19 protein-coding genes are annotated in these 23,316 nt (G+C 31.2%); 18 read left to right on the forward strand and 1 reads right to left on the reverse strand.

Going from position 1 to position 23,316, the window contains the following annotated elements; genetic code table 11:
* Positions 1-69 precede the first annotated feature (69 nt).
* The 11 genes from sucD (at position 70) to OA93_RS04835 (ending at position 12,696) form a co-directional block, all read left to right on the forward strand.
* Positions 70-942: a succinate--CoA ligase subunit alpha gene (sucD, locus tag OA93_RS04785; RefSeq protein WP_035624087.1), complete on the forward strand. Its 873-nt coding sequence runs from the start codon at positions 70-72 to the stop codon at positions 940-942.
* Positions 943-1,084: 142 nt separating this feature from the next.
* On the forward strand, positions 1,085-1,513 hold the full coding sequence (locus OA93_RS04790) for a hypothetical protein (RefSeq protein ID WP_039112003.1): 429 nt from the start codon (positions 1,085-1,087) through the stop codon (positions 1,511-1,513).
* Between the two features lie 108 nt (positions 1,514-1,621).
* On the forward strand, positions 1,622-4,024 hold the full coding sequence (locus tag OA93_RS04795; protein WP_039112004.1) for a T9SS type A sorting domain-containing protein: 2,403 nt from the start codon (positions 1,622-1,624) through the stop codon (positions 4,022-4,024).
* 123 nt (positions 4,025-4,147) lie between these two features.
* Positions 4,148-4,894 carry a 3-oxoacyl-[acyl-carrier-protein] reductase gene (gene fabG, locus OA93_RS04800; protein ID WP_035624079.1) on the forward strand — a complete coding sequence of 249 codons (747 nt, stop codon included), beginning with the start codon at positions 4,148-4,150 and terminating at the stop codon, positions 4,892-4,894.
* Between the two features lie 169 nt (positions 4,895-5,063).
* Positions 5,064-7,091, forward strand: a complete 2,028-nt coding sequence (locus OA93_RS04805; RefSeq protein WP_039112005.1) for a hypothetical protein — start codon at positions 5,064-5,066, stop codon at positions 7,089-7,091.
* A 65-nt stretch (positions 7,092-7,156) separates the two neighbouring features.
* Entirely contained in the window at positions 7,157-7,990 is an 834-nt protein-coding gene (locus OA93_RS04810) for a DUF4846 domain-containing protein (RefSeq protein WP_039112006.1), read from the forward strand.
* Positions 7,991-8,737 (forward strand): M15 family metallopeptidase, encoded by a 747-nt coding sequence (locus tag OA93_RS04815; protein WP_039112007.1) that lies wholly within the window; start codon positions 7,991-7,993, stop codon positions 8,735-8,737. It abuts the gene before it with no gap.
* Positions 8,738-8,808: 71 nt separating this feature from the next.
* The gene (locus OA93_RS04820; RefSeq protein WP_039112008.1) at positions 8,809-9,549 is read left to right on the forward strand and encodes an SH3 domain-containing protein; all 741 of its coding nucleotides are present in this window, start codon (positions 8,809-8,811) and stop codon (positions 9,547-9,549) included.
* 8 nt (positions 9,550-9,557) lie between these two features.
* Complete coding sequence (locus OA93_RS04825; protein ID WP_039112009.1) at positions 9,558-10,454, forward strand: LysR family transcriptional regulator; 897 nt, start codon at positions 9,558-9,560, stop codon at positions 10,452-10,454.
* A 75-nt stretch (positions 10,455-10,529) separates the two neighbouring features.
* Entirely contained in the window at positions 10,530-11,495 is a 966-nt protein-coding gene (locus OA93_RS04830; RefSeq protein ID WP_039112010.1) for a putative sulfate exporter family transporter, read from the forward strand.
* Between the two features lie 202 nt (positions 11,496-11,697).
* Positions 11,698-12,696, forward strand: a complete 999-nt coding sequence (locus OA93_RS04835) for a zinc dependent phospholipase C family protein (RefSeq protein ID WP_039112011.1) — start codon at positions 11,698-11,700, stop codon at positions 12,694-12,696.
* 217 nt (positions 12,697-12,913) lie between these two features.
* Here OA93_RS04835 and OA93_RS04840 read toward each other — a convergent pair whose 3' ends face one another.
* Entirely contained in the window at positions 12,914-15,007 is a 2,094-nt protein-coding gene (locus OA93_RS04840; protein WP_039112012.1) for an alkaline phosphatase family protein, read from the reverse strand.
* Positions 15,008-15,310: 303 nt separating this feature from the next.
* Between OA93_RS04840 and OA93_RS04845 the strand changes: the two genes are divergently transcribed.
* From OA93_RS04845 to hisH, 7 genes are all read left to right on the forward strand, one after another.
* Complete coding sequence (locus tag OA93_RS04845; protein ID WP_039112013.1) at positions 15,311-15,973, forward strand: response regulator transcription factor; 663 nt, start codon at positions 15,311-15,313, stop codon at positions 15,971-15,973.
* A gap of 3 nt (positions 15,974-15,976) precedes the next feature.
* Complete coding sequence (locus OA93_RS04850) at positions 15,977-17,371, forward strand: HAMP domain-containing sensor histidine kinase (protein ID WP_039112014.1); 1,395 nt, start codon at positions 15,977-15,979, stop codon at positions 17,369-17,371.
* A gap of 337 nt (positions 17,372-17,708) precedes the next feature.
* Entirely contained in the window at positions 17,709-18,566 is an 858-nt protein-coding gene (gene hisG, locus OA93_RS04855) for an ATP phosphoribosyltransferase (RefSeq protein WP_039112015.1), read from the forward strand.
* A gap of 110 nt (positions 18,567-18,676) precedes the next feature.
* The gene (hisD, locus tag OA93_RS04860; protein WP_039112016.1) at positions 18,677-19,969 is read left to right on the forward strand and encodes a histidinol dehydrogenase; all 1,293 of its coding nucleotides are present in this window, start codon (positions 18,677-18,679) and stop codon (positions 19,967-19,969) included.
* A gap of 205 nt (positions 19,970-20,174) precedes the next feature.
* Entirely contained in the window at positions 20,175-21,224 is a 1,050-nt protein-coding gene (gene hisC, locus OA93_RS04865) for a histidinol-phosphate transaminase (protein WP_039112017.1), read from the forward strand.
* A gap of 299 nt (positions 21,225-21,523) precedes the next feature.
* Entirely contained in the window at positions 21,524-22,660 is a 1,137-nt protein-coding gene (hisB, locus tag OA93_RS04870) for a bifunctional histidinol-phosphatase/imidazoleglycerol-phosphate dehydratase HisB (protein WP_039112018.1), read from the forward strand.
* Positions 22,661-22,715: 55 nt separating this feature from the next.
* Complete coding sequence (gene hisH / locus OA93_RS04875; protein ID WP_039112019.1) at positions 22,716-23,312, forward strand: imidazole glycerol phosphate synthase subunit HisH; 597 nt, start codon at positions 22,716-22,718, stop codon at positions 23,310-23,312.
* The last annotated feature ends 4 nt before the right edge of the window (positions 23,313-23,316 follow it).

Here is a 23,316-nt window from a genome sequence, read left to right on the forward strand (position 1 = left end):
AAGGTTTAAAATAATTTACAAAACCTTACTTTTGCATCACAATTTTAAAAACTACATAAAATATATATCATGAGTGTTTTAGTTAATAAAGATTCCAAAATAATTGTTCAAGGATTTACAGGAAGCGAAGGAACTTTCCATGCTTCTCAAATGATTGAGTACGGTACTAATGTTGTTGGTGGTGTAACTCCAGGAAAAGGAGGAACTACACATTTAGATCGTCCGGTTTTTAATACAGTACAAGATGCTGTAGAGCAAGCTGGAGCAGATACAACTATCATTTTTGTACCACCTGCATTTGCTGCTGATGCTATCATGGAAGCAGCTGACGCTGGAATTAAAGTTATCATCGCTATTACAGAAGGAATTCCTGTAGCAGATATGATTAAAGCTAATAGCTATGTAAAAGAAAGAAACGCTAGATTAATTGGACCTAACTGTCCTGGTATCATTACTCCAGGTGAAGCTAAAGTTGGAATTATGCCAGGTTTCGTTTTCAAAAAAGGAACTGTAGGTATCGTTTCTAAATCAGGAACTTTAACTTACGAAGCTGCTGATCAAGTTGTAAAACAAGGATTAGGAATTACTACAGCAATTGGTATTGGTGGAGATCCAATTATCGGAACTACTACTAAAGAAGCTGTTGAGTTGTTAATGAACGATCCAGAAACTGAATGTATCGTAATGATTGGTGAAATTGGTGGACAATTAGAAGCTGATGCTGCTAAATGGATTAAAGCTGATGGTAACCGTAAACCAGTTGTAGGTTTCATCGCAGGAGTTACTGCTCCAGCAGGACGTACAATGGGTCACGCAGGTGCTATCGTTGGTGGTACTGATGATACAGCTGAAGCTAAAAAACAAATCATGAGAGACAACGGAATTCACGTAGTTGATTCTCCAGCTGAAATTGGTAAAAAAGTAAAAGAAGTATTAGGATAATCTCTAATATTCAAAATAATAAATTCCAAAAAAAAGTCTCAATATCTGTTGAGACTTTTTTACATTTTTAAAATGTATGGAGTATAATTTAAAAACGTAGCAACTTAGATACTCCCTTTCTTAGAAGCTTAAAAAAAGAAATATGTATAAAGAATTAGAAAAGTTTACAGTAAAAGGAAATTTTACTTACACACAAGACGATAGCTTAGAAGAAGTTTGTAATGCTTCTGAATCAGGAAGTGGTGTTTTTGTTGTTTACGCTGTTAATGGTGATGACAAAGAATTAATCATGGTAGCTTCTACAGGAACTGTACAAAACGACGGAACTTTAAAAAGCAAAAATGGTGGATTACACGATAAAATCGTAAACGGTCATCAATTTGCAAAAACTGGAAGAAAATATTCTTGGCCAGCTCAAATGAAATTGGAAGGAATCGAAAGATTAGAAGTTTCTTGGTATGAGACTTTTAATGCAGATGTAAAATTAATCCCAACATACATTGAAGGGAAAATATTGCAAGATTTCTTAGATGAAAATGGTAGATTACCAAGATGGAATGTAGCTTTCTAGTCATACTCCAGATAACAATATAAAAAAGCTTCACTTCGGTGAGGCTTTTTTTAGGAGATATTGTTCCAAAATTTCATTTTATATATTTGCGCCCATAAACTAATCTACATGATAAAAAATTACTTATTACTATTGGCTTTAACTTTTTTTTCTTTTGTTAATGCCCAAACTATTACTATTCCAGACACCAATTTTAAAGCCAAATTACTTGAAGCGGATGTAACTAACAAAATAGCTCAAAATCTTAATGGTGAGTATATAAAAATTGATTTAAATGGTGATGGTGAAATTCAGGAATCTGAAGCTTTACAAATTACAGGTCTTATTATTACAAAATCAAGTATCTCTACTTTAGAGGGAATTAAAAAATTTAAGAATTTATCTTACTTAGATTGCTCAGAAAACCAGTTAACAGAATTAGATGTTAGCGATATGATTTCTCTTCAAAACTTATTTTTATCTTATAATCAGGTAGTTAATCTGAATCTAAAAGGATTAGTTTATCTTGAGAGATTATCTTGTGGTAATAATCTATTAGATAAATTAAATATAGAAGGACTAAATAATATAACCCATTTAGGTTATAATGATAACAAACTAACAAACGTAGATATCTCTTCATTAACAAAATTATCGGATCTATCATGCGGTGGTAATCCACTAGTTAAATTAGATTTAAAAGGATTGACAAATCTATATTCATTATTCTGCGGAAACAATGGATTGACTACTTTAGATTTAAATGGACTTACAAGATTAGCAATGTTAGGATGTGAAAACAATTATTTGACAAATTTAGATTTAAAAGGATCTGTAAATTTGACATGGTTAGAATGCACAAATAACAAATTAAAGACATTAGATTTATCAGGTCTAAACAAAATTGAGATGTTAGCTTGCGGTAGCAATGAGTTTACTACATTAAATATTGAGAATTTAGGTAAAATAGGGTATTTTACAATCAACAATAGTCCTTTTCTAGAGACTATTTTTATGAAAAATGGCACTCCTAGATATACAAGTTTTTCATATCATCCTTCACCAAATTTAAAATATATTTGCACTGATGATTATAAAGTATCTTCTCTAAATCAATCATTAATAAAAAACGGGAATGTTAATTGTGTTGTGAGTTCTTATTGTTCTTTTATTCCTGGAGGACCTCTTTATTCAATTCAGGGTAAAATTGCACTGGATAAAAACAACAATGGTTGCGATGCATCAGATATCAATGTTTCTAATATGAAATTTTCCATTACCGATGGGGTAACAAAAGGGAATTTTATAACCAATGAATCTGGGAATTATTCCATCTCAGTTCCTCAAGGGAGTCATACGATTACGCCTTTATTAGAAAATCCAAGCTATTTTAACGTTTATCCAGCATCTATACAAACCAACCCTACTTTTACAGGTCAAGTTTTACAAAACTTCTGTCTATCTCCTAATAAAGTTCGCAAAGATTTAGAAATAGTTTTATTAGCAATAGAAGCAGCAAGACCAGGATTTGATGCGAGTTACAAAATCATTTATAAAAACAAAGGAAATGCAACCCAATCAGGAAGTGTGAGTCTTACTTATAATGATGCTGTCTTAGATATGGTAAGTTCAAGTTCAGCACTTTCAAGCCAATCTGTAAATAATGTTTCTTGGAGTTTTATTGATTTAAAGCCTTTTGAAACTAGAGAAATTAAAATTGTATTTAATGTAAATTCTCCTATGGAAACTCCTGCAGTAAACAATGATGATATCCTTAGTTATACTGCAACAATCAGTTCAACAGATACTGACGAAACACCAAGTGATAATATATTTACTTTGAATCAAAAAGTTGTGGGTTCTTACGATCCAAATGACAAAACGTGTCTAGAAGGTGATGTAATTACATCTTCTTTAATAGGTGAGTATGTGCATTACATGATTCGTTTTGAAAATACAGGTACATATCCTGCTCAAAATGTGGTGGTAACAGATATTATCGATTTAACAAAATTTGATATTTCGACTTTAATACCTACAAATGCAAGTCATTCCTATATTACCAAAATTTCAGATAAAAATAAAGTCGAATTCATTTTTGAGAATATTCAATTACCGTTTGATAATGCTAACAATGATGGTTATATTGCTTTTAAAATAAAAACGTTACCAACACTTTCTGTTGGAGATAGTTTTCAGAATGAAGCCAACATCTTTTTTGATTATAATTTTCCTATACTTACCAATAAAGCTATATCAACTTTTAAAACTTTAGGTATTCAGGATTTTGAATTTTCAAATTATTTAAGCGTATATCCAGTACCTGCAAAAGAGATTTTGAATGTTTCTGCAAAAGGTAATATAGAAATTAAATCAATGGCAGTTTATAATCTTTTAGGACAATTGGTTATTGCTGTTCCAAATGCGAAAAACACTAAAACGATAGACGTTTCTCCACTAAAAACGGGAACTTATTTCCTTAGCATTAAATCAGATAAAGGAACATCTAATACAAAATTTATTAAGGAATAATCTATATAATAGCTAACTTATAAAAAAGCTTCACTTCGGTGAGGCTTTTTTGTATTACAAATTTTATAAAACGCCTAAATAATCTATATTTGTATTTCAAAAATAAAAAACGAATACCTTAATATGAAATTACTAGAAGGAAAAGTAGCCATCATTACTGGCGCAAGCCGCGGAATAGGAAAAGGAATTGCTGAAGTTTTTGCTAAACACGGTGCAAATGTAGCTTTTACATACAGTTCATCTGTAGAATCGGCTTTGGCTTTAGAAAAAGAATTAAACGCTCTAGGGATTAAAGCAAAAGGATATCAATCAAATGCAGCAGATTTTACTGAAGCTCAAACTTTTGTAGATGCAGTTTTGGCTGATTTTGGAACTGTAGATATCTTGATAAATAATGCAGGAATTACTAAAGACAACCTTTTAATGCGTATGTCTGAGGCTGATTTTGACCAAGTTATTGATGTTAACTTGAAATCAGTTTTTAATATGACAAAAGCTATTCAAAAAACATTTTTGAAACAACGTTCTGGATCAATCATCAACATGAGTAGTGTTGTTGGAGTAAAAGGAAATGCTGGACAAACAAACTATGCCGCTTCTAAAGCTGGTGTTAACGGATTTACAAAATCAGTAGCGTTAGAGTTAGGTTCTCGTAATATTCGTTGTAATGCAATTGCACCAGGATTTATCGAAACAGAAATGACTGCAAAATTAAGCGAAGATGTAGTAAAAGGTTGGAGAGAAGGAATTCCGTTGAAACGTGGAGGAACTACTGAAGATGTTGCAAACGCTTGTCTTTTCTTAGCTTCAGATATGAGTGCTTACGTTACAGGACAAGTTCTTAATGTTTGTGGAGGAATGCTTACTTAGAAAGGTACTGATCCCGAAGTTTCGGGACTGAGTAACAAAGGTTCAAAGGTTTTTGTTGTAAAGATTTAGGTTACTATTGCTCAATAATTTAAAGATTTGAGTAATAACGACTGATTTTGTTTTTTCAATCATTAAATCTTTCAATCATTAAATCTTTTAATAAAAAATTATGACTACAAACACGATTCTATTATTAGTACTTTCATTAGTAATCGCAGGAGGTTTGTCGTTTTTTCAATATTATTATAAAGCCAAAAGCAAATCAAAACTGAATTTGTTTTTGGCTTTTTTACGTTTTCTATCCATTTTTGGAATATTGGTTTTATTGATAAATCCAATAATTACAAAGAACTCGTTAGAAATCATTAAAACTCCATTGCCAATTGTAGTGGATAATTCAAGTTCGATAACAGCTTTAAACTCTAAAGAAAAAGTTCTTGAATTATATAAAAAATTAGCGTCGAATAAAGATTTACAAGATAAGTACGAAATTCAATCGTATCAATTTGATGCTGACTTTAAACAATCAGAAGAATTTGATTTTAAAGGAACTCAGACTAATCTAGACGAAATTGCTAAGAATTTAAAAAGCATCAATAAGAATGTGGTTTTTCCAACTGTAGTTATTACCGACGGAAACCAGACTACAGGAAATGATTATGTGTATCGCTTTGATCCAAACAATAAAGTATATCCTGTAATTGTAGGAGACACAACAACTTTTTTGGATTTAAAGATTAATCAGCTCAACGTAAACAAATACGCTTTTTATAAAAATAAATTCCCAGTTGAAGTATTCTTGCAATATTCGGGAACAAAAAATATAAATTCTGATTTATCGATTTCTCAGGGAAGTACAGTTTTAGCCAAAGAGAGGATTTCTTTTTCGCCATCTAAAAAAACTGCTACTTTAAATGTATTATTACCTGCAGATAAAGTAGGCGTACAAATTTTTAAAGCAACCATTTCGTCAAGCGAAAAAGAAAAAAACACCTATAACAATACTAAGAATTTTGCTGTAGAAATTATAGATCAAAAAACAACTGTAGCTATTGTTTCAGCAATAAATCATCCAGATATTGCGGCTTTAAAACGTTCGATAGAATCTAATGCACAACGTAAAGTGGTTTTGGTTAAGCCAAATGAAATCAAATCTTTACAAGATTATAATATTTTAATTTTGTATCAACCAACAGCTTCATTCAAATCTGTTTTTGACACCAATAAAGCGGCAGGAATTAATACCTTTATTATAACAGGAAACAATACCGATTTTAATTTTCTGAATCAGCAACAAACTGCTTTCTCATTTAGAATGAGCAGTCAGAAAGAAGATTATTTGGCCGAATTTAATTCGCAGTTTAATTTATTTGCTGCTGAAGAAATTGGATTTGAAAATTTTCCGCCTTTGCAAAATTTATTCGGAACAATTACTACCAATGGAAATGTTTCGACTTTACTTTCGTCAAAAATCAGAAATGTAGCAACGAATGCTCCATTATTGGCATTTACCGAAAATCAAGGAAAAAGAAATGCCTATCTATTAGGAGAAAATACCTGGAAATGGCGCATGCAAAGTCATATCGATAATCAGTCATTTGCCAAATATGATATTTTTATTGATAAAATCATACAATATTTAGCATCAAATAATACTAAAAAATCATTAGTTGTAAATCACGAAAGCTTTTATAACTCGGGTGATGCACTAGAAATCAACGCTCAGTATTTTAATAAAAACTATGAGTTTGATGAAAAAGCCAATCTTACCATTTCTGTAACGAACACTGAAACTAAGCAAACTAAAAATTACGATTTATTAAAAGGGAATAATTCTTACTCAGTAAACTTAGATGGACTCTCTGCCAGGAAATATTCTTTTTCTGTTAAAGAATTAAATTCAAAGACCACGTATTCAAGTCGTTTTGAGATATTAGATTTTGATATCGAAAAGCAATTTGTAAACCCAGATGTTCTGAAATTGCAGCAATTGGCATTGCAAACCAATGGGAAAGCTTTTTTTCAAGATCAATCGGATGCATTAATAAAAACTCTTTTAGAAAATCCTGAATACAAAGCAATCCAAAAAAATGTGAGTGCCAAAACTCCTTTAATTGATTGGGTTTGGCTTCTTGTTTTAATTTCTATTGCATTAGCAACCGAATGGTTTGTTAGAAAATACAATGGAATGTTGTGATGAAATATAATCGAATTCCTTCTAGCTTTTTGTAATCTTGTGGTTATGAATTAAAAGTCTAAATTATGAAAGTTAAATTCTTGTTTATTGTAGCAATTTTGATGGTAATTTTTTGTTTTTTTTCATTTTCAAAGACAAATAATACTGTTAAAAGCAATCTTTTGGGAAACACAATTCAGCAGCGTTTTCAACTACCTCAGGGATTTGTGCGAGAAGAGGAATCTAAAACTTCGTTTGGATCTTTTTTGCGAAATCTTCCATTAAAACCTACAGGTTCAAACGTTTTGTATTTTGATGGAACTGTAAAATCAAATCGAAATGTTTATGAAGCGGTTGTGGATTTGCCCATTGGAAAACAGGATTTACATCAATGTGCTGATGCCGTGATGCGTTTGCGAGCGGATTATTTTTATAGCCAAAAACAGTACGATAAAATACATTTTAATTTCACAAATGGTTTTCGAGTTGATTTTAGTAAATGGGCCGCAGGTTACAGAATTGCAGTTAAAGGAAACAAAACCAGTTGGGTTAAAACTGCAAAACCATCTGACAGTTATCAAACCTATTGGAAATACTTAGAGACGGTTTTTATGTATGCAGGAACTGCTTCGTTAGAAAAAGAACTGAAATCAATTAATGCTTCAGACATAAAAATTGGAGATGTTTTTATAAAAGGTGGCTTTCCAGGTCACGCTGTTATTGTAGTTGATGTGGCTGTGAATCCTAAAAACAATCAAAAAATTATGCTTTTAGCACAAAGCTATATGCCAGCACAGGAAATTCAAATATTGAAAAATCCAAATAATAGTTCATTGAGTCCTTGGTATACTGTCGATTTTGGAACCTCTCTGAAAACACCTGAATGGACTTTTAGTTCCTCACAATTAAAACGTTTTTAAATGAAACGATTCCTTTTTTTGGTCCTTATATTTCAAAATGTTTTTTCTCAGGAAATCCCATTGAATGTTCAAAAATTAATTAAAGCATACCCAAATCAAGTTGTTGGTTATAAAGATAATAAAGTTATTTTTAATGATAAATCATATTTGATTTATGATGATTTTAAAAATAAAACGAATCAAGAATTGTTGGAAAATCCAGATATTGAGGATCAATTTAAGTTTGTTTATAATAAAGCAAATAAGAATTTAATTCCAAAGGAAGATGCAGGAAGAATTCGAAATGAAGCATTTTTTAAGAAAATTTATGGAAATTCAAAATCAGAAGTTGAATCAAAAATGACTGAAATTATTTGGTGTCCAAAATTAGTCAATCAAAAAATAAAAGTAACAACTGTAAATGGAATTGATAAAATAGTAAAAAAACTCTCGGCAGAATTAGATAATAATCCAGAATTTAAAAAATATATTAATGTTATTGGTGGTACATTTAATTGGAGAAAAATTTCAGGAACAAACCGATTGAGTATGCATAGTTATGGAATGACTATAGATATTAATGTCAAAAATTCCAATTACTGGCAATGGGATTGTAAATGTAAAAACGAAGAAGCTACTCTTTCGTATAGAAATCAAATTCCTCTGAAACTAGTTTCGATTTTTGAAAAATACGGCTTTATTTGGGGAGGCAATTGGAAACATTATGACACAATGCATTTTGAGTATCGACCTGAACTTTTTTTATAATTTTTTAAATTATTTTATTATAAAAAAATATAGTCAAATAAATTCAAAAAAGAAGATTTAGCAGACATAATATGAAAATTATAAAATTACTATTAATTTTAAACCTCTTTTTTATAAGTTCAATTACAAAAGCACAACTTGCAATTGTATATGATAAAGATGGTTATGTAAATGTTAGAGAAAAACCTGATCTTAAATCAAAAATAACAGGAAAAATTATTGAAGGACAAGTTTTTTGTATTAACACATTTGATGATGAAAGGAATAATCCCGAATGGTTAAAAATTTGGTATCCGATAAATCCTGATTCAAAGATTAAAGATTTTACCAAATTCAGAGACATAAAAGAGGATGGATACATTCATAAAAGTAGAGTTTTTTATCTAGAAAATTTAAAAGAGATATCTTTTAAAAATGAGAGCTCTAAAAAAATTAGTGTAAAGAATGATACTTTACAAATTTACATTGAGTCAAAACCATTTGAAAAAGAAAAACATCAGATTATTAAAGATAATGGTGGAGGACTTATTATCGATAAAGATGCATTTTATTGGGGGTTTCTAGGTCAAATTCCAAGAAACGAATTAAAAGCAATAAAAGTTGTAACAAATAATAGTAGTTATAGTTTTCCTAAAGAGGCAATTTCTGGCTTGTATGAACTAAATTTAGAATTTACAAAATTATATATCGGAAATAAAAACGAAATCTATATTAATCTTTCAGGAGCAGACGGTTCAGATTCTTATGAAGTTGTTTGGTGTTTAAAGAATAATAAAATTTATTCGATGACTATAATGCAAATAATACCTTAAATATAAATATGGATTTTAGGCTAAAAGTATTTTCTGCTGTTGCAAATAGGTTGAGTTTTACCAAAGCTGCAGCCGAATTATATATTACGCAACCCGCTGTTTCTAAACATATTCAGGAATTAGAGGAAACTTACAAAACCAAGCTTTTTGAGCGAAATGGTTCCAAGATAACTTTGACTAAAGCTGGAGAAATTCTTTTAAAACATACCAAAGACATCTTCGAAATTTATCGGGAAATCGATTTTGATATGAGTACGTTTATCAACGAACGTCAAGGATTATTGCGATTGGGAGCAAGTACAACCATTTCTCAATACATTATTCCGCCTTTATTAGCACGCTTTCATCAGAAATTGCAAGACATAAAAGTCAATTTATTAAACGGAAATACAGAGCAAATTGAGAGTGCTTTAATTAATAAAGAGATAGAAATAGGAATTGTTGAAGGACAATCCAGAAATCAATCTATTAAATATACTGAGTTTTTAAAAGATGAATTGGTTTTGGTTTGTAGCAGTAAAAATCCTTTAGTTAACAAAAAAGAGATTCTATTAGCTGATTTGCAAAATTTACGTTTTATAACTCGCGAGAGAGGTTCTGGAACACTTGAAGTTATTGAATACGCATTAAAACAATTCAATATCAAGTTATTAGAATTACAAATTGAAATGCAATTAGGAAGTACTGAAAGTATTAAATCCTATCTTTTAAATTCTGAATGTGTTGCTTTTATGTCAATACATGCTGTAGATAAAGAATTAAAAAACAATGAATTAGTGGTTTTGGATATAGAAAAACTAACCATCGAAAGATTCTTTTACATTATAACGCTTCACGGAAAATCAGATGCTCTTACAGAGTTATTTATAAAAAACATGTCTAGTTACTATAACTTAAAGTTATAGACGATTGCATTTTACGATTGGCAAATGTTGTAATAAGTGCAGACCTTTGTACTGTAATTATTAAATACATTTACCTTGAAAACAAAACAACAAACAGCGAGTCATTTATTTGAAATTAGTGCAATTTCAAAACAAATCATTTTTGTTTTTCTAATTTTACTTTGTCTAACTTCAATTATATCTCCACCAATTGCTTTACTATTAGGTTTATTGGTGGCAAATTTATCAGGGAATCCGTTTTTAGATTACAGTCATAAAGCAATTACTATTTTACTACAATTCTCTGTTGTGGGATTAGGATTCGGGATGAATGCAACTAGTGCATTATCAGCTGGAAAAGAAGGATTGGTTCTTACTATTGCATCAATTTTTAGTACAATTATTCTAGGGACTTTTTTAGGAAAATGGTTTGGAATCGATAAGAAAACATCTCACTTAATCTCTTGTGGAACTGCTATTTGTGGCGGGAGCGCTATTGCAGCAATTGCTCCAGTAATAAAATCTGATGAGAAACAAACATCGGTAGCCTTAGGTGTAATTTTTATACTAAACTCTATTGCTTTGTTCTTATTTCCATATATAGGACATGAATTAAACCTATCACAGAGAGAATTTGGTTTATGGTGTGCCATTGCAATTCACGATACAAGCTCGGTAGTAGGAGCCTCCAATAGATTTGGTGCAGAAGCTTTACAAATTGCAACAACAGTGAAACTAGCACGCGCTTTATGGATTATTCCGATTGCGCTTATTACAACGGTGCTTTTTAAAAATAAACAAACAAGAATTAAAATCCCATACTTTATCGGGTTGTTTATCCTGGCGATGTTACTAAATACTTATGTACCACAAACGGCTATTATAGCCCCTTCAATGGTAGTTCTTGCTAAAATAGGACTAACGGTTACTTTATTCTTAATTGGGGCAGGATTGAACCTAAGCGTACTAAAAACAGTAGGAGTAAAGCCTTTGTTGCAAGGAGTTTTACTTTGGGTATTTATTGCTTCAGTTGCACTAATAGCAATTATACATTTTTCTTAATAATGGCAATCAAGTGTTTTGATTCACAATACTAACCTAGTAGTTTTAAAAATCTGTTAGGTTAAATTATTAAACTTCAACATCATTTTGACCTTTTTGATACTATCAAAGAGGTTATTTTTTTTAATTAACATAATCTTTAGCAATATCCTTTTGAATTCTGCTTAAATAAAATACTTTTGCACCCCTAATAAATATAAAAATGAAAAACTTTAAAATGAAACCAAGACTAATTGCATTATTTGCATTAGCAATTGGTTTTTTGACATTATCCTGGGGTATTGTTGGTCACGAGCGTATTAATAAAGCCGCAGTTATGGCTTTGCCAAATCAACTTCAGGTTTTCTTTTACAATCACATCGATTTTATTACACAAGAAGCTTCTGTACCAGATATTCGTAAATATGCCTTGAATTATAAAGATGAAAATCCAAGACATTATTTTGATATGGAAAATTTTGGTTCTGCAGATAGCTTACCAAAAACTTTAGAAGAAGCAAAGAAAAAATATGATGATAAATTCCTGAACGTAAACGGGATTTTACCTTGGTATATCGAAGAAATGATGGTTAAATTAACCAAAGCTTTTAAAGATAAAAATCGTGCTGAAATCTTATTTCTTGCTGCCGATTTAGGTCATTATATTGGTGATGCGCACATGCCATTACACACTTCTGCAAATCATGACGGACAATTAACTGACCAAAAAGGAATTCACTCACTTTGGGAAAGCAGATTACCTGAATTATTTGCTAAAAATTACAAGTTAAATGTTCCACAGGCAGTGTATTATGAAGATGTTCATAAAGCGACTTGGGATATGATTAATGATACACATAGTTTAGTTCAGCCGTTATTAGACGTTGATAAAAGACTAAGAACTGCAACTCCGGAAAATCAGGTTTTTAAAATTGATGCTGATGGAAAAGTAGTGAAAAGCAAATACAATTCGGCTGTTTTCTCTGATGATTATGCTAAGAAATTACATAAAGAGTTAAACGGAATGGTTGAAAGTCAGATGAGAAAAGCTATTACTGCAACTGCAAGTTTTTGGTACACTGCGTGGGTAAATGCAGGAAAACCTGATTTAAGTGGTTTAGATGCACCAGCAGTTACTCAAAGAAATTATCAAGCTTTAAGAGATGATTTAAAATTGTTTCAACAAGGAGATTTATTCGGAATGAAAAATCAAAATGATTAAAGGAAGGTTCAAAGGAACAAAGGTTTAATAAAGGTACTAAGGTCCTGAGTTGCTAAGGTTCTAAGAAAGACAAAGGCTCAAATTCTATTGAATTTGAGCCTTTTTTAGTGCTTTTTACTTTGCGAACTTAGCGTAAAACTTTGCAATCTTTGCGGTTAAATTTTCAAAACCTTAGTACCTTAGTACCTCAGAACCTTTGAACCTTTGAACCTTTTTTTTAAAACTCATATTTCTTATGCTTCAACATATCCGAAGCAGTTTGATAATACGAAATCGTTTCGTTAACCAAATCGGTTCTTTCTTTTGCTAAAGGAATTTCATCGTAGAATATCTGATATTCTGGTGCAACACCTTTCTTCGGAATTAAGTTTAGCTGAAATTGTTTTACTTTTTGCTTTGGCGAAAGTATCGTTAATACATTATCCTTTATCAATCCCATATCCTGATATGTAGCGATAAAGGCTCTAGGTTTATAATCTGATTTTAAAACATCTTCGCCATAAAACTTACTTTCGTAGCTAAAATTTAGTAAACCAAATAAGGTTGGCATAATATCTATTTGCGACATTAACGCATTATACTTTTGAGCAGGAACAAAACCAGGACTATAAATAAAAGCCGGAATTCTATATTTATCTAGTGGAAGTTCTGTTTTTCCAGCGCTAGACGCACAATGATCGGCTACAATTACAAAAACAGTATTCTTAAACCAAGGCTGTTTACTAGCCATCTCAAAGAATTTTTTTAGGGCATAATCAGTATATTTTACGCCTCCATCACGGGATTTAATATCCCCAGGAATATCAATTTTTCCATTAGGATATGTAAACGGACGGTGATTACTTACTGTCATGATATGATTAAAGAAAGGCTTATTTGTTTTTGCTTCAGCATTCATAACCTTTATCGCTTTATTGGACATATCTTCATCACAAACACCCCAAACATTTGAGAATGTAATTTCTTCGGGTGTAAAACTAGATTTATCTACAATATCATATCCATTTCCTGAATAAAAATCCTGCATATTATCAAAATAAGCATCTCCACCATAAAGATATTTAGTAGTATATCCTTTCTCTCTAAAAACAAATCCTGTCGAGAACTTATTCTTATTGTCTTCTCTTTTTACAACGCTTTCTCCGGCAGTAGGAGGAATACATAATGTAACTGCTTCCAGACCGCGAACGGTTCTATTACCAACTGCATATAAATTAGTAAACTCTAAGCTTTTATTAGCCAGACTATCTAAGAATGGAGTCATATTCTCTTCGTTACCATAACGTTTCATAAACTCGGCACTATAACTTTCGATAGTTATCAAGACTACATTTTTACGATTTTCTGCAGAATCACTTTGTATCTTTCGTAAAGTACTTTCGCCAGATATAGTAGGTAACTGTTGTTTCAGAATTTTATAAGCTTCGGCATTAGGAATGGTTTTATAAAATTTAAAATAATCTAAACTACTGTTTTTGTAGGCTAAATAGAATTTGTACAATCCGTTTGATTGAAGTTCATTGGAAAATACATTTTCAGAATTTTCACTAAGCGCTAGACGTGGAATTGCAAATAATGAAAAAACAAAAAGCGTAACGTATAAAGCTGATATTTTTATCTTTTCAAGAAATGAAGGTATAGCATCAATATAAATTCTTGTTTTCTTTACAATAAAATAAGTAACTGTTCCTGCAATTAAAAAAAGAGCAGAAAACAAAGGAATTACAGGATAGGATTGCATTATGTTACCAATAACCTCATTAGTGTAAACCAAATAATTTACTGCAATAAAGTTATACTTTACACCAAATTCATTCCAGAAAAAATATTCACTTATTCCGTTTTGCAAGATTAAAAGCACGTACAAAAAGATGACAAAGGCAAATAACCAAAATCTAATTTTATCACGATAGTTAGGAAGAAAAAGTAATAATCCAAATAAAAATGTTTTTATACCAACAAAAATAAGTACTATTTGTGGTAAGGCTCCACCATACTCGTTAAGGATACTTTTTCCGCTTGCTATATAAAGAAAAAGAGCTATAAGTATTCCAAAAATAATGTAACCTGATGGTTTTAAATACTTAGAGTTGGAGATAAAAATAAGATACAACCATAAAAAAACACTTGCTACAACAAACACAAAAACATCAGACAGTAATCCCAATCCAAATATTTTGATGGTATCAATAAAACTAAATGAAGTTTCGGTTATTGGATGAAAAAACAAAACTAATCTCAATACAAAACTTATCAATAAGTAAAAGAAAGACAGATAATAAAATGGGGCTAATTTCTTGTATAATGTCATCTAAAAAATTTTATTGCAAATTTAATTCTTTCTATTAGTCGGCTATTAGCCAAACCTTTTGTATAACTTAGCATTACCTTAAGATTGCCTTAAGACAAGTCTTTTTATCATTAATTTAAGGAAATATACAGCTTTTTATTTAGAATCTAATTCTTACAAAGAGATATGAAAATAATTAGGTAGTAATAACGCTTAGTTTTTTAAGTTCAAAAACATTTATCTTTGAAACTAGTAAATAGAATTATTTAGATAAATATTATTTAGAGAATCGTATCAATTTTAGAATATATAACAAATTAAAAAATGCATATTTTAATAGTCGAAGATGAAGCTGGTATTGTACAATTTCTTCAGCAAGGTTTAGAAGAAGAAGGATACCAAATTACTACAGCATCAGATGGATTGGCTGGTTTTGAATTAATTCAGAAACAAAAATTTGATTTAATTTTACTCGATTGGATGCTTCCTAAAATCACTGGAATAGATTTATGTAAAGCCATTAGAATAAAAGATACTACAACACCAATCATTTTTTTAACAGCAAAAGATACTATTCTTGAAACCGTTGAAGGATTAAAAGCTGGGGCAAATGATTATATAAAAAAGCCATTTAGTTTTGAAGAGTTGGTCGAACGAATTAAAATTCATTTCAGAAACCAGAAAACCCCCGAAATACTCACACTTGGAGCAATCCAAATTAATTTGGCGCAACACACCGTTATGACAAATAACACAGCAGTTTCGCTTACTCAACGTGAGTTTGAATTGCTAACGTATTTGGTTAAGAATAAAGGTAAAGTGTGTACACGAAATCAGATTTTGCAAGATGTATGGCAAATAAATTTTGAATACGACACTAGCGTTATTGATGTTTTTATGAATGCTATTAGAAAAAAGCTGAATTTAAAAATCGAGGAAGATTACATAAAAACAATTCGAGGTATTGGTTACATCGCAAACGACTAAAAAATGCTACAATTTTCGTTTAAAAACAGAATCGCTTTTAATTATATAATTATTACCGCATTATTAATTTTTGTGGTCTTTTTTACTATTTATTCTATTGTAAAACAAAGTGTTTACAGCCATATAGATAATGATATCATCGTTGAAATTAAAAATCATTTAGATGAAATTAAAGTCAAAAATGGGATATTGACTTTAATAGATGTAGAAGAATGGAATGAACGCGAACATAATACTGTCGATGTAAATCCGGTTTTTGTTCAGTTCTTAGATGTAAATGGAAAAATTATAGAGAAATCTCCCAATTTAAAACTTGAAACACTAACGTTTCATAGCCAAAAAGAAAATTTTGAATTGTTTAATACCAAGTTACTTGATAATATTATCAGACAAATTCAGGTTCCTATTTATGTAAATCAAAAGAAAATAGGATATTTAATGATCGCCATGTCATTAACAGATTCTACGTTGGTACTCGACAACTTATTTTATATACTGGTTGTAGCGTTTCCTCTTATTTTGATATTATTGTTTTTTATAGCAAGATTCTTTGCAGGAAGAAGTATAAAACCAATTAATACTATTATTGAAACCTCGAATATTATTACCAAAGACAATTTAAAAACCAGGATTCCGCTACCAGTAAATCGAGATGAATTACATGTATTATCAAAAACAATAAATAGCTTATTAGACAGACTAGAAAATGCTGTAGAGAGAGAAAAACAGTTTACATCTTATGCGTCTCATGAATTAAGAACACCATTAACTATTATTAAAGGAACACTTGAAGTTTTAATACGTAAACCTCGTAATAATAATGAATATCAGGAGAAAATAAATTTTTGTATTACTGAAGTCGATCGATTAAATACCCTGGTAGATCAATTGTTATTATTGGCACGATTCGAAAATCAAAAGCAAAGTTTGCATATCGAAAAAGTATATTTAAATGCTTTAATTTTAGATACAATTTCGCAGTATTCAAGTAATATACAATCTAAAAATATTCATATTGTTACAGAATTTAAAAAAGATTATTGTCTGGATACTGATCGCTATTTGCTTTCGATAATTATGAATAATTTAATTTCAAATGCTATCAAATATTCTCATGAAAATGGTAAAGTCAGTATTATAGTTGCTGAAACTCCTGATGGTGTTGAATGCCAAATAATCGATTCCGGAATAGGAATTACATCGGATGATTTACAAAAAGTATTTGACCAATTTTTCCGTTCACATTCAGAGCTACATCCCGATATTAACGGAATGGGACTAGGTTTGTCTATTGTAAAAAAATTAAGTTTATTATTAGATATTACAATTTCTGTGTCCAGTAAATTAAACGAAGGAACGACATTAAAACTTGGTTTTTACAAAAACAAAACGGACTAAACAAAACACAAATTTCATTAAATAAATAGCAATATTTCCCTATATAAACGGGATAGAATTAGGTAATTTAACAATAAAGTCATTTTAAGTTAAATTAAAAATTGCTTTTTAATTAATTAATCTAGTATATTTGCAAACGAAACAAAGAAAAAAAACAATTCTAGTTATGTTATTAATTCAATTACATCATCATCATTTTCATTATTGCCCTCAAGCGATGTGTTAATGGTATGCGTGTAAATCATCATATTTTAAAAACCCGTTTGAGTACATCAAACGGGTTTTTTTATACCCAATTCTTTGTACTCAGACTATTAATTTAAACCAAAAAACTAAAATGAGTACTTTAAAAATTGCAATTCAAAAGTCAGGTCGTTTAAACGAAGAAAGCATTCAAATCTTAAAAGATTGCGGAATTTCGATAGATAATGGAAACGATCAATTAAAAGCCGAAGCGACTAATTTCCCGTTAGAAGTTTTATTCCTAAGAAATTCAGATATTCCACAATACTTAATCGATGGTGTTGTAGACGCAGCCATTGTTGGAGATAATTTATTGGTTGAGAAAGGAAAAGGCATTCAGATTGCACAAAAATTAGGATTCTCAAAATGCAAAGTTTCTGTTGCAGTTCCTAAAGCCTTCGAATACAATTCTATAAAAGACCTTGACGGTTTGCGTATTGCAACTTCATATCCTAACACTGTTAACGAATATTTTAATTCTTTTGGATTATCGGTAGACATTCACCAAATATCAGGATCAGTAGAGATTGCTCCAAACATAGGTCTTGCAGATGCAATTGTTGATATTGTTTCAAGCGGAAGCACCTTGTTTAAAAATAACCTGAAAGAGGTAGAAATAATCTTAAAAAGCGAGGCCGTTCTAGCCGTTTCTCCTAAGATAAATCCTGAAAATCAGAAACTAATCGACACTTTAAAATTCAGGATAGAATCGGTTCTTAGAGCTAGAAAATCAAGATATATATTGATGAATATTCCGAATGATAAAATCGAAGAAGTGGGTAAAATACTTCCTGTTTTACGAAGCCTTACCGTATTGCCATTAGCGCAGGAAGGGTGGAGTAGTGTACACTCCGTAATCGATAAAGACACTTTTTGGGATGTAATAGATAAACTAAAAGATGTTGGTGCCGAAGGAATTTTGGTTTGTCCAATCGAAAAAATGGTTCTTTAGAGCTTCGCTCGCATTAGGCTTTAGGCAATATGCTTTTAGCCCAAAAAAATACAACACAAACTTAATAAAGCTTATGGCTTAGAGCCTAAAGCTTAAAGCATAAAAAAAAAATGAACAAGATATATAACCCAACACCCGAGACTTGGTCGGAAATATTAAAAAGACCAACCAAAACCATCGATGATATCGAAACTACGGTTAAAGAAATTTTTAAAGAAGTACAAAAAAAAGGAGACGAAGCAGTTTCTAAATACACTTCGATATTTGATGGAATTGTCTTAGATACCAATGAAGTTTCGCAAGAAGAAATAAACGAAGCAATTGCTTTGATATCTGATGAACTTAAAGAAGCCATTCAGTTAGCAAAAAGCAATATTTACAAGTTTCACTCGGCACAAAAAACCGAAAGAATCACAATCGAAACTACTGAAGGTGTAAATTGCTGGCAAGAAAAAAGACCAATTCAAAAAATTGGTTTGTACATTCCGGGAGGAACAGCGCCTTTGTTCTCAACTGTTTTAATGCTTGCAGTTCCAGCTGCAATTGCTGGTTGTAATGAAATAGTTTTGTGTTCTCCACCAGATAAAAACGGAAAAATAAATCCAGCTATTTTGTATGCTGCAAATTTATGCGGAGTAACTAAAATTATAAAAGTAGGAGGAATCCAAGCTATTGCCGGAATGACATTTGGTACAGAAACAATTCCTAAAGTGTATAAAATATTTGGTCCAGGAAATCAGTTTGTAACCGTAGCTAAACAACTGGCAACACAGTTTGGAGTTGCGATAGATATGCCAGCAGGTCCATCAGAATTATTGGTAGTTGCCGATGATAGCGCCGTTCCAGCCTTTGTAGCTTCTGATTTGTTATCGCAAGCAGAACACGGAACGGATAGTCAGGTAATATTAGTTTCGACTTCAAAAATTCTGATTGATGCTGTAGAAAGAGAAATTCAATCGCAAATTGCTGTTTTACCAAGAAAAGCAATAGCCGAAAAAGCAATTGCAAATTCAAAATTAATATTTGTTGAAAATAGTACTATTGCGCTTCAGTTAATTAATGAATATGGTCCAGAACACTTTATTATTTGTACTAATGATGAGGATTTTTATGTAGATGGAATATATAATGCTGGATCAGTTTTTATAGGTAATTATACGCCTGAAAGTGCTGGAGATTATGCATCTGGAACCAATCATACTTTACCAACAAATGGATATGCCAAGAATTATAGCGGAGTGAATCTGGATAGTTTTATGAAATCGATGACTTTTCAGAAAATAACCGAAAAAGGAATCCAGAATATCGGAAAAGCGATCGAAGTTATGGCTGAAGCCGAAGGGTTACAAGCGCATAAAAATGCAGTGACTTTGCGATTGGCGAAAATAGAGGCAAGAGAATAGAGAATAGAAGCAAGATAATAGAGTAAAGAGTAAAGAGTAAAGAGACAAGATAATAGAGTAAAGACTATATAATGAGTAAAAATAGAGTAAAAGCTATATAATAGAATAAAGAAAATCAATACTATGTTTTTAAAGCCAATGGCTATTATTTATTCTCTTGCTTCTATAAATCTTGTCTCTTGTCTCTATAAATTAAAAAAATGACATGGAAAATTTTGATATAAATAACTTAGTACGTGATAACGTAAAAAAATTAAAACCTTATTCGTCTGCACGTGATGAATTTGAGGATTTTGATACTGCCGATATGGTTTTTTTGGATGCTAACGAAAATCCTTTTGAAAATGGTGTAAATCGTTATCCAGATCCACAGCAAAATAACGTTAAACAAGTTTTAGCAAAGCAAAAGGGAATTAATCTAAACCAGATTTTATTAGGAAACGGAAGTGATGAAGTATTGGATTTATTATTTCGTGCATTTTGTGAACCAAAAAAAGATAATATAATTTCGTTACCACCAACATACGGAATGTATAGTGTTCTGGCTAATATAAACGATGTAGAAAATAAAGAGGTTTTACTATCGGAAGATTTCCAACCAAAAGTTGACCAAATATTAGAAGCAGTTAACTCCAATACCAAAATACTCTTTTTATGTTCGCCAAATAATCCAACAGGAAATTCATTTTCTGATGAAAGCGTAGTAGCTTTATTGCAGAATTTTAAAGGTTTAGTAGTAATTGACGAAGCATATATAGACTTCTCTAAAAAGGAAAGCTGGATTAACGAATTAGATGAATATCCTAATTTAGTAATCACTCAAACACTCTCTAAAGCTTATGGTTTAGCAGGAATACGTTTAGGAATTTGTTATGCATCGGCAGCAGTAATTTCGGTTTTAAACAAAATAAAACCACCTTATAATGTAAACGAACTAACACAACAAAGAGCTGGTTTACGATTAAAAGAAACCGCTAAAATAAATACCGAAATAGCTGCTATTATAGCACAAAGAGAGCAATTACTTAAAGTATTACTTAATGTGAAATTTGTAGAGAAAATATATCCAACCGAAGCTAATTTTATATTGGTAAAAGTAGATGACGCCAACAAAAGATATGATGAACTTATTGCAAAAGGAATCGTTATAAGAAACAGAACGACTCAGCCATTATGCGAAAATTGTTTGCGATTAACTATTGGAACTGAAGCTGAAAATAAAAAATTAATTGAAGCATTGAAGCTATTAAACTAAAAAACAGGCCACAGATTTTTTAGGACTTTGAGAAAGAGTTGCTAACTTAGATTGTCTATAAAGGGATGCGGATGATACGGATTTACAAAAGTAAAGCCGCGGATTAAAACTGATTTAAAAACAATCAAAAATAAAATACGTTTTAATCCGTGTTTTCGCGATAGCGAATCCGCATAATCCGCGTTCCTTTCGCAAAGAGTTAGATTGAATTTCACAGATTAAACGGATTATTAAAATTTTTCCTCACTAAAAGAAATCTTCTTAATCCTTGAAATCAGTGTCAAAAAAAAATATAAACCATGAAAAAAGTACTTTTTATAGACCGTGACGGAACGATGGTTCTGGAACCAACAGATTACCAATTGGATAGTTTTGATAAACTAGAGTTTTATCCAAAAGCGTTTCAATATCTGGCTAAAATTGCTAATGAATTAGATTATGAGTTAGTAATGGTAACTAATCAAGACGGATTAGGAACTGATTCTCATCCTGAAGATTCATTTTGGCCGATACATAATTTTATTATGAAGGCGTTTGAGAACGAAGGAGTTACTTTTGAAGCCGTTTTTATAGATAAAACTTTCCCACATGAGAACGCAATAACTCGTAAACCAAGAACGGGAATGCTTACTCAATATCTTGATAATCCAGAATATGATCTGGAAAATTCATTTGTGTTAGGAGATCGCTTAACAGATGTAGAATTGGCTAAAAACCTAGGTTCTAAAGCTATTTTTATCAATACCGATGAAGGTTTGGGGAGCACAGAAGTAGCTTCAAAAAGAGAAGAATTAGATCCTGTAATTGCGTTACAAACTACTGATTGGAAGACGATTTACGAATTTTTGAAGCTAGAAGCACGCTCGGCTTCGATAACTCGTAAAACCAACGAAACTGATATTTATATCAACCTGAATCTTGACGGAACAGGAAAAAGCAAAATCGAAACTGGAATTGCATTTTTTGACCATATGCTGGATCAAATTGCACGTCACGGACAAATGGATCTTGAAATTCTCGTAAAAGGAGATCTTGAAGTCGATGAGCACCACACAATCGAAGATACTGCAATTGCTCTGGGTGAAGTTTTTGCGAAAGCATTAGGGAACAAACTAGGAATCGAACGTTATGGATTTTGCTTACCAATGGATGACTGCTTATCGCAAGTTGCAATAGATTTTGGAGGAAGAAACTGGCTAGTTTGGGAAACCGAATTTAAACGTGAAATGGTAGGAAAAATGCCGACTGAAATGTTTTTTCATTTCTTTAAATCATTCTCGGATGGTGCCAAAGCGAATATTAATATTAAAGCTGAAGGAACAAACGAGCATCACAAAATTGAAGCGATTTTTAAAGCTTTCGCGAAAGCAATAAAAGTGGCCGTAAAAAGAGATACCGAGAAAATGATTTTACCATCGACAAAAGGAATGTTGTAAAAACGCTATAGGCTGTAAGCATAAGGCTTAAAGCTTAAAGCATAAAGCTTTTTTAATGAAAATAGTAATTATAAATTACGGTGCAGGAAACATACAAAGTATCATGTTCGCAATCGAAAGATTAGGATTTAAAGCTACTTTGAGTAATAATCCTGACGAAATACAAGCGGCAGATAAAGTTATTTTCCCCGGAGTTGGCGAAGCAAGTTCGGCAATGGAAAAGCTGATTGAAAGCGGTTTAGATACACTAATTCCGAATTTAAAACAGCCCGTTTTAGGTATTTGTTTGGGAATGCAGTTAATGTGCAAATCATCTGAAGAAGGAAATACCAAAGGTTTGGGAATATTTGATGTCGATGTAATAAAATTCACCCCTTCGGTAAAAGTGCCACAAATGGGCTGGAATAATATTTATAATTTGCAATCGCCTTTGTTTACAGGGGTTAATGAAAACGAGTATATGTATTTAGTGCATAGTTTTTACGCGCCACTTTGCAAAGAAGCAATCGCTACAACAAATTATGAAGTAGAATACGCATCGGCTTTACAGAAAAATAATTTTTACGGAACCCAATTTCACCCTGAAAAAAGCGGTGATATTGGAGAACAGATTTTGTCGAATTTCTTAAAATTGAATGATTTAATAATTTAAATAT

This window comes from Flavobacterium sp. KMS (genome assembly GCF_000813005.1).
Classification (GTDB): Bacteria; Bacteroidota; Bacteroidia; order Flavobacteriales; family Flavobacteriaceae; genus Flavobacterium.